The organism is Vibrio sp. 10N.261.52.A1 (genome assembly GCF_002876325.1).
Classification (GTDB): Bacteria; Pseudomonadota; Gammaproteobacteria; order Enterobacterales; family Vibrionaceae; genus Vibrio; species Vibrio chagasii.
Map to the genome: position 1 here is coordinate 1 of NZ_MCYD01000751.1, position 8,797 is coordinate 8,797.

Consider the following 8,797-nt stretch of genomic DNA (forward strand, 5'->3'; position numbering starts at 1 on the left):
GGAGTATTATTTCTAAAGGCTCGATGTTTTAGCTTCAATTTTTTAAGTTCAAATTCAGCTTTTCTATGAATAAACCAAGGAGCGATGGCCTCAAACCTCGCTCGTTGGTTTCTTATCTTAGTTCTATCTACTTATTTCGGTTCCATCCTTCCTATCCAAATCCTGTGAACAACACTGCCTCAACCTAGGTTCGGTGAATGTAATCAAACTGTCTCACTTGGTGACGTTTTTGTATCGGTTTCTCTTTGATTTCACCGATTTCAATGAAATTCTGTTTTCTAACGTTAAATTTGCCGTGTTTTTAGGCAATAACTTGTTCTTTTAGCGATTCAATTTGGCATTGGTTGCGTGTTTGATTACTATGTGTAGCTATCTAAAAAAACTAATCATCCGATACGGACACTACCAACTGGTAGATGAGGAAATGATGCAACATCTAGAAGAGATCATTGCTAATGCAACGACTGCTATTGATACAGCAGATTCGTTAGTCGCACTTGATGAAGTGCGAGTTCAGTATTTAGGTAAGAAGGGTGAACTAACTCTTCAACTACAAAGCCTAGGTAAACTTCCACCTGAAGAGCGTCGCACTGCTGGTCAAGAGATCAACAAAGCGAAAGGTGCTGTTCAACAAGCGATCGCAGCTCGCAAAGACGCACTACAACGTGCAGAGCTTGAAGCGAAACTAGCTGAAGAAACTATCGATGTGAGCCTACCAGGTCGTCGCATTGAGAACGGTGGTCTTCACCCAGTTACTCGCACAGTTGAGCGTATCGAACAGTTCTTTGGTGAGCTTGGTTTTAACACTGAGTCTGGCCCTGAGATCGAAGATGCATTCCACAACTTTGATGCACTAAACATCGCAGACGATCACCCAGCTCGTACTGATCACGATACTTTCTTCTTCAACCCTGATCTAATGCTACGTACGCACACTTCTGGTGTTCAAATCCGTACGATGGAAAACGGCAAACCGCCATTCCGCTTCATTGCTCCGGGTCGTGTTTACCGTAACGACTACGATCAAACTCACACGCCAATGTTCCACCAAGTGGAAGGTATGTTAGTTGATGAGAACGTAAACTTCGCACAACTTAAAGGCATTCTTAACGACTTCCTATGTAACTTCTTTGAAGAAGAAGTTGAAGTGCGTTTCCGTCCTTCATTCTTCCCGTTCACAGAGCCTTCAGCTGAAGTTGACGTGAAACGTAAAGATGGCAAATGGCTAGAAGTTCTAGGCTGTGGCATGGTTCACCCTAACGTACTTCGCTCTGTTGGCATCGACCCTGAGAAATACTCTGGTTTTGCATTCGGTATGGGTGTAGAGCGTCTAACGATGCTTCGTTACGGCGTAAATGACCTTCGTGCGTTCTTCGAGAACGACCTTCGTTTCCTTAAACAATTCAAGTAATCCGGGGCAGTCGAAACTATGAAATTCAGTGAATCTTGGCTACGCGAGTGGGTTAAACCTGCAATTAACAGCGAAGAGCTAGCTCACCAAATCACTATGGCTGGTTTGGAAGTTGACGATGTAGAACCTGTTGCTGGTGAATTCACCGGCGTTAAAGTAGGTAAAGTGGTTGAGTGCGGTCAGCACCCAGACGCAGACAAACTACAAGTAACTAAAATTGATATCGGCGAAGAAGAGCTGTTAGACATCGTTTGTGGTGCATCTAACTGTCGTCTTGGCCTAACTGTAGCAGTAGCAACAGTTGGCGCAGTACTGCCTGGTAACTTTAAAATCAAGAAAGCAAAACTACGTGGCGTTCCATCGCACGGCATGCTTTGTTCTTTCTCTGAGCTAGGTATCGACGTAGAGTCTGACGGCATCCTTGAGCTGCCAGAAGGCACAACGCTAGGTATGGACGTACGTGAGCTTCTTGAGCTTAACGACGTAACTATCGACGTAGACCTAACAGCAAACCGCGCAGACTGCTTCAGCATTCGTGGTCTTGCTCGTGAAGTTGGCGTGCTAAACCGCGCAGACGTTACAGAGCCAGCAGTAGAAGCTGTTGCAACAAGCATTGAAGACACAGTATCTGTTGAAGTTAAAGCAACTGATGCTTGTCCACGTTACCTTGGCCGTGTGGTTAAGAACGTAAACGTGAAAGCGGAAACACCAATCTGGATGCAAGAAAAACTGCGTCGTTGTGGTATCCGTTCAATCGACCCAGTTGTAGACATCACAAACTACGTGATGCTAGAGCAAGGCCAACCAATGCACGCATTTGATCTAGCTAAGATCGAAGGCGGTATCGTGGTTCGTCTAGCAGAGCAGGGCGAAAAACTAACACTTCTAGATGGCAACGAAGCTGAACTAAACAGCAACACGCTTGTTATCGCTGACCACAACAAAGCACTAGCAATCGCTGGTATCTTTGGTGGTGAAGAGTCTGGTGTAACAACTGAAACTACAGACGTACTTCTAGAAGCAGCATTCTTCGCACCGGATCACATCCGTGGTCGCGCACGTGCTTACGGCCTACACACAGATTCTTCTCTACGTTTCGAGCGTGGTGTTGATTCAACACTTCAGCTAGCTGCTATGGAGCGTGCAACACAGCTTCTAGTTGAAATCTGTGGTGGTGAAGTTGCGCCAGTAAACGGCAGCGAATCTGAAGCTGATCTACCAAAAGCAAACGTAGTATCTCTACGTCGCGTTAAGCTAGACAGCCTACTAGGTCACGAAATCCCATCTGAAGACGTGGTAGAAATCCTAACTCGTCTAGGTTGTGAAGTTACTGTTGTTGAAGAGAGCGAGAGCACAGACGCAGGTTGGACGGCAACGTCTCCATCTTGGCGTTTTGATATCGCAATCGAGCAAGACCTAATTGAAGAAGTGGGTCGTATCTACGGTTACGATAACATTCCAAACCAAGCGCCTAAAGCGGCACTTAAAATGAATGACCACAAAGAAGCTGACCAACCGCTTAAGCGCGTTCGTGACCTTCTTGTAGACCGTGGCTACCACGAAGCAATCACTTACAGCTTCGTAGAACCAGAGCAGCAAAAACTTGTTGTACCTGGTGTTGAGCCGCTAATCCTGCCATTCCCAATCTCTGCGGACATGTCAGCAATGCGTCTTGGCCTAATCCAAGGTCTTCTAAACACAGTTGTTCACAACCAGAAGCGTCAACAGCCACGCGTTCGTCTATTCGAATCAGGCCTGCGTTTCATCCCTGAAGAAACAGCTGAAAACGGCATGCGCCAAGAAATGATGCTAGCAGGCGTTATCTCTGGTACTCGTGGCGAAGAGCACTGGGACGTTGCAACTAACACTGTTGACTTCTTCGACCTGAAAGGCGACCTAGAAGCAGTTCTAGAGCTAACAGCGAACGAGAAGGCTTACAGCTTCAAAGCAGCTAAGCACCCAGCACTTCACCCAGGTCAAACTGCAGCTATCGTAGTAGACGGTAAAGAAGTGGGTATCATTGGTACTGTTCACCCAGAACTAGAGCGTAAGTTTGGTCTAAACGGCCGTACTATCGTATTCGAAATCGAATGGGCAGCTATCAACACTCGCGTGCTTCCAGAAGCAGTAGCAGTATCTAAGTTCCCTGCAAACCGTCGTGATATCGCAGTTGTTGTTGACGAAGCAGTAGCTTCTGGCGACATCGTAGAAGCGTGTATCGCAGCTGGTGGCGAATTCCTAACAGACGCTAAACTGTTCGACGTTTACGTAGGTAAGGGCGTAGAAGAAGGCAAGAAGAGCCTAGCTATCGCCCTGACTCTACAGTCTGTAGAGCGTACACTAGAAGATGCAGACATCGCTGGTTCAGTAGATGCTATCGTAGCTTCAATCTCAGAGAAATTCGGCGCAGCACTTCGCGACTAATCTCTTCTGATAGATAGAAAACCAAAGGCCTCGCATTGCGAGGCCTTTTTTGTTTGCCCAGCGAAGCTGGCAAACCCGTCAGGTCGAAAGAAACCTGAATTCCCCCGACTTAGGGGAAGATAATCAGAATCGCAAGGGCGTTGCTGGCCAACGGCAGGGTCTGAAGGAAGCGATAGGAATTTAACATTACATAACGCAGTGAACCAGCTTCGGCAGTGTAGGTGGGTAAGCGCCCGAAATCTCGCGAAGCCCGATACTCAGTCAAACCTATGCTGTGCTTGAGGGTAGCATTGTTAAAAGGGAGCCAGTGTAGTAACTGGGGAAGCCTGACACTACATCTGGATATACGCCGGAAGCATAAGCTCAAAGCGAAAGCTAAGGCTTATGTTGGTGGAAGGTGGCAGATGAATCCGTAGTAGTGAGTGAGGCTCGGCCTAAGAAGCTCGGTAACGGTGTAGAGGAGAAAACTGAGCTGACCATCAGTATTACATCTGATGGAACACCGACTTGCCAAAAGCAGTTAGGTGTTGCGAAGGGAGGAAGCATACTTTAAGTCTGTTATGAGCAGATGTTTTTTAGTGGTATCCAAACCGACTTGCTGTAGGGGTATTCCTACGTGGTTGACTGCGAAAGGGCCTTGTTGCTTAAATCGATGGAACTAAATCATAAAGCTACGATCTGATCGGCTACAACCATCAATCGTCGTAGCCTCATGCCTAAACCTTGTTACAAAACAACTAACTGGAAGCAGTATAACAAAGCCTTAATCAACCGTGGGTCTCTGACCTTTGGGATTGATGAGGAAGCGATAGCCGAGTGGAAGCAAAACAAACAAGGCAAACATGCCTTCTTTCCGAATTAGGCAACAAAGCCGGTAAGTATTCGTATTTAAAATAGCAAAGCGGCAGCGCTTCAGGAGGGGCCGCTTTTGAAAGAAAAATGAATAGAATTAAGCGTTGCAAAAATAACCAGAGAGATAGGCGCTTACTTATTGATGTAAATAACTCGAGTAGACATTAACAAAACCTAACTTTTTCTTCCAAGGTACTGCATAAAGCACACTAGATATACAGTATGTTCTTAAACGATAAACTCTTGCCAAATGGATAAAGAAAATCTATCGCTTAATCAGATTGATAGGTGTGATGTATATCTCAATGCATATATTAATCACAAGCATCATACTTTCAATTGTTATAACCTAGCCCGCTGCTCTAAGTACGTAATGACTCACCTATTAGCTGACGCTGAGAACTTAAAATCATGTTGAATTCATTTATAAAAATAATATTCCTCTCTGTCTTCTTGGTTGGATGTGGAGGTGGAGGTGGAGGTGAGTCTGCCGAGACACCTGTCCCCAACCAAGCAGAAGAGACACCTGTCCCCAATCAAGCAGAAGAGCTCTTTTTGAAGGCTTGGTCTCATGAACAATCTGGAAGTATGAATAAAGCATTTAATTTATACACCCAGGCGGCAGACCTTGGGCACAGCGGTGCACAAAATAACTTAGGCATCATGTACCAAAATGGCATCGCAACGAATGTCGACTATCAGAAGGCTAATGATCTCTTTAGGAGAGCTGCTGATCAGAATAACCCGCATGGGCAATATAATTTAGGGCGTTCTTACTATTTGGGGTTAGGAGTCAACGTTGATTATGATGGTGCTTTTCGTTGGTTAAGTGCGTCTGCAGAACAAGAACACTATACTTCGCAGAATTGGATTGGCGCGATGCATGAAAATGGAGAAGGAACAGCTCAAGATTACGACAAGGCTATCCTTTGGTATAAGAAAGCAGCTGCTAATGACAGCGCACAAGGCAAATACAATCTAGGACGTTTTTACGAGTACGGTATATCCGTAACGCAAGATTATGGTGAGGCATATCGCTGGTATGAACTTGCCAGCGAACATTCTCACAGTATTTCACTATATAAGCTGGCGACCTTCGAAATGTATGGTTGGGGAACGGAGCAAAATTTTGCCATCGCAGTTGAGTATTTAACTCGATCTGCACAAGAAGGCTTTAGCAAGGCTCAATACCTCCTCGGAAGAGTTTTTTACACGGGGAAATTTGAAAAGCAAGATGTTAGCTATATTAATCTAGATGAGTCGAGGTACTGGTATAGTAAAGCAGCAGATCAAGGACATACAGCAGCGAAGAATATGCTTGCGGCTATGTATGCACATGGAGAGGGTGGTGAAACAAACTATGCTGAAGCTCAAGCTTTACTATTGGATATAGCTCAAGATAATTACATTATCGGCCAGCTAAACTTAGCCGAAATGTATGAATTAGGGCACGTAGGCGGGAATGATTTTGACCAGGCATTTGCCTGGTATACCAAAGCGGAAACGCTATGTGATTCTATGTCAGAAGTTACCGCTTACTGTGCTGCGGTCAAGGTTGCATTAGGCACTTTATATAAAAAGGGACTTGCGGTTTCATTGAATTATCAAACTGCACGTGATTATTTTGATGAAGCTGCTTCTACAAACTATCCAAATGCCTTTACTAAAATTGGTGAAATGTATTTGGAAGGTTTGGGTGTAACAAAAGACTATTCGACAGCAAAAGCATGGTTTGAAAAAGCAATTACGGTGGATTATTCAGACCCTGAAGCCGAAGTAAATCTAGGGTATTTATATGAAAATGGTCTAGGTGTATCAAAAAATATCGGCGAAGCAAAAAATTGGTACAACAAGGCAGCGGAACAAAAGTATGCGCCGGCATATACACATCTTGCGGATCTTGCACTACCGTATAATGCTCTTGATTATTATCGTCAGGCAGCTACACAATACTCATATGACCCTAGGTCTTTATTTGAAATGGGCCAAAGCTGCTCTGTAATAAATTCTGGCTGTACTAACGAGGAAAGAAATAAAGACTGGTATCAACTTGCAGCGAAAGCTGGCTATTTGGAAGCTATTTACTATTTGGCCGAATCTAAATATCACCGTGCAGATTTCGCCGGTGCCGCAACCTTGTATGAACAGGCTGCATTAAGAAATCACTTCGATTCTGCACTAAAAATTGCAGATATGTACTCTCGAGGAATGGGTGTAAATAAAGATGAAGAAAAATCAGCATTTTACTATCTAAGAATTGCTGAGTTAGGCTCAGCTGAAGCACAATATAACATTGCTCGCTACTATACTACTGGATACGGTGTATCAAAAGACTACTATCTCAGCCACTATTGGTTCGAACAAGCACACAAGCAAGGGTATTCTGAAGCTACAACAGAACTAGGCAATTTGTATGAAAATGGGCTAGGTGTTACTCAAGATTACACACAAGCCATTGATTATTATTTACAGGCGGCACTTAAAGCTAATAAAGACGCCCAATATAAATTGGGATACATGTATTTAAATGGAGTTGGTACATCTGTCGATATTGTTGCCGGAAGAGCATGGTTGCTTCAAGCGGCAACCAAAGGGCACCAAGCAGCGCAGGCCCTTACCTACTCCCCAATAGATAATGTTTACGATAATGGCTCAGCCATCGCTATTCTTCGACAGGATGGTTCAGTTATTACCTGGGGATCTAAGACTGATGGAGGAGATTCCATTACGGTTCGTGAACAATTAACTCAAGGGGTTCAATCAATTCACTATAGTGATGATAATGGATTCGTTGCACTTAAAGACGATGGAAGTGTGATTGCTTGGGGAGATACGTATAGTACGCAGTTCGCTTCTGTAGCTGCGAAACTAAATAGCGGCACCAAATCAATTCATGCTGGGAATGCGAGTTTCGCTGCACTTAAAAATGATGGCTCTGTTATCACATGGGGTATTAGTTATACGGGGGGGGATTCTAGTGCAGTGTCATCTAAGCTAATCTCTGGAGTAGAAAAAATAATCACAGGTGAATGGTTTATTTCGGCGATAAAAACGGGAGGCGAATTAGTCGTATGGGGTCATGTTAATCAAGCGTCTCTTAATTCTGCTCTTAGTAGCAACATAACTGATGTTGCCTCTAATTCAAGGCACGCTTTAGCATTGAAAAGTGATGGCAATATCGTGACTATTGCACGAGATGGATGGGCTGATCCTTTTCCGACACATATTCCAGAAAGTGAGTTAGGAAGCATTAACTCTGTATTAGGGGGCCATCAAGGCTTAGCTGTTCTGAATGATGACGGTAATATGCTTTGGTGGAACTTTGACACTTACATCAAACCGTTTCCATCTGGTATCTCCAAAATATTCGCCAGTAAATTTCCGTCTTGTTTTGTTGCCCACAAACCAGACGGTACATTATATAGCTGGTGTATGTACTCAGGTTTGAAAAACATTGTTCAATCTATTGCTGATGTCGACAACATAGTGACAAGCGGCAGAGGCTTTGCCGTTTTAAAAAATGATGGCTCGCTTGTTTCATGGGATTACGATTCAAGTTCTTATAGCTTGAGTTATTTTACTGAATCACCAACGTCTAATGTGCAATCGGTATATAGTAATTACAGAGCTTTTGCCGCGATTAAAACTGACGGTAGTGCTATGTCTTGGGGAAGCCATAAGTTGTATTCTTCGGATGATGTAAGCCATAAGTTGGCAGATAGTGTGACTAAAATATATCCATCCCAAAGCGGTTTTTTTGCCACGAAAACTGACGGAGAAGTTGTCTACTGGGGAATGATAAAAGATAACAGTTCAGAAAATGTTTTCGTTGATATCGACGTTGTATTAAATCCGCCAGCATAAATGATCCGCCTTTAAAGCAACAATCGAAAGAGGAGTGCGTATGCAGCCTCTTTCAACTGTTATTTCTCTTTGTTTCATGTCGCTATGCTTGTTCAAAGAAAGCACCATGGACTTAGCAGGGCATGTTAACTCGTCGTTCAATCGCTAAGAGTACACCATGGTTGCATTCGCTGAAGACATCAAAGCCGTAATCGACAAAGAACAACTTGATTCAGTCGTCTTAGTTGGTCATTCAATGGCTGGTGG

The 8,797-nt window shown here is 44.0% G+C and carries 4 protein-coding genes and 2 pseudogenes; all 6 read left to right on the plus strand.

All coding sequences use genetic code 11. From position 1 onward, the window contains the following. The first annotated feature begins 427 nt into the window (after positions 1-427). On the plus strand, positions 428-1,411 hold the full coding sequence (gene pheS / locus BCT81_RS15505) for a phenylalanine--tRNA ligase subunit alpha (RefSeq protein WP_004741591.1): 984 nt from the start codon (positions 428-430) through the stop codon (positions 1,409-1,411). 18 nt (positions 1,412-1,429) lie between these two features. Then, entirely contained in the window at positions 1,430-3,835 is a 2,406-nt protein-coding gene (gene pheT / locus BCT81_RS15510) for a phenylalanine--tRNA ligase subunit beta (protein WP_102425011.1), read from the plus strand. Between the two features lie 397 nt (positions 3,836-4,232). Then, the gene (locus BCT81_RS29330; RefSeq protein WP_198596903.1) at positions 4,233-4,388 is read left to right on the plus strand and encodes a hypothetical protein; all 156 of its coding nucleotides are present in this window, start codon (positions 4,233-4,235) and stop codon (positions 4,386-4,388) included. Between the two features lie 159 nt (positions 4,389-4,547). Continuing rightward, positions 4,548-4,676: pseudogene (locus BCT81_RS15515) on the plus strand (IS5/IS1182 family transposase); the annotation flags it as partial. A gap of 422 nt (positions 4,677-5,098) precedes the next feature. Next, positions 5,099-8,551 carry an SEL1-like repeat protein gene (locus BCT81_RS15520; protein WP_102425012.1) on the plus strand — a complete coding sequence of 1,151 codons (3,453 nt, stop codon included), beginning with the start codon at positions 5,099-5,101 and terminating at the stop codon, positions 8,549-8,551. A 91-nt stretch (positions 8,552-8,642) separates the two neighbouring features. Then, a pseudogene (locus BCT81_RS15525) lies at positions 8,643-8,797 on the plus strand (alpha/beta hydrolase); the annotation flags it as partial.

Excerpts from the sequence above, each read along its gene's own strand:
- pheS (WP_004741591.1), top strand. The coding sequence starts at position 428 with ATGCAACATCTAGAAGAGATCATTGCTAATGCAACGACTGCTATTGAT.
- pheT (WP_102425011.1), top strand. The coding sequence starts at position 1,430 with ATGAAATTCAGTGAATCTTGGCTACGCGAGTGGGTTAAACCTGCAATT.
- BCT81_RS15520 (WP_102425012.1), top strand. The coding sequence starts at position 5,099 with ATGTTGAATTCATTTATAAAAATAATATTCCTCTCTGTCTTCTTGGTT.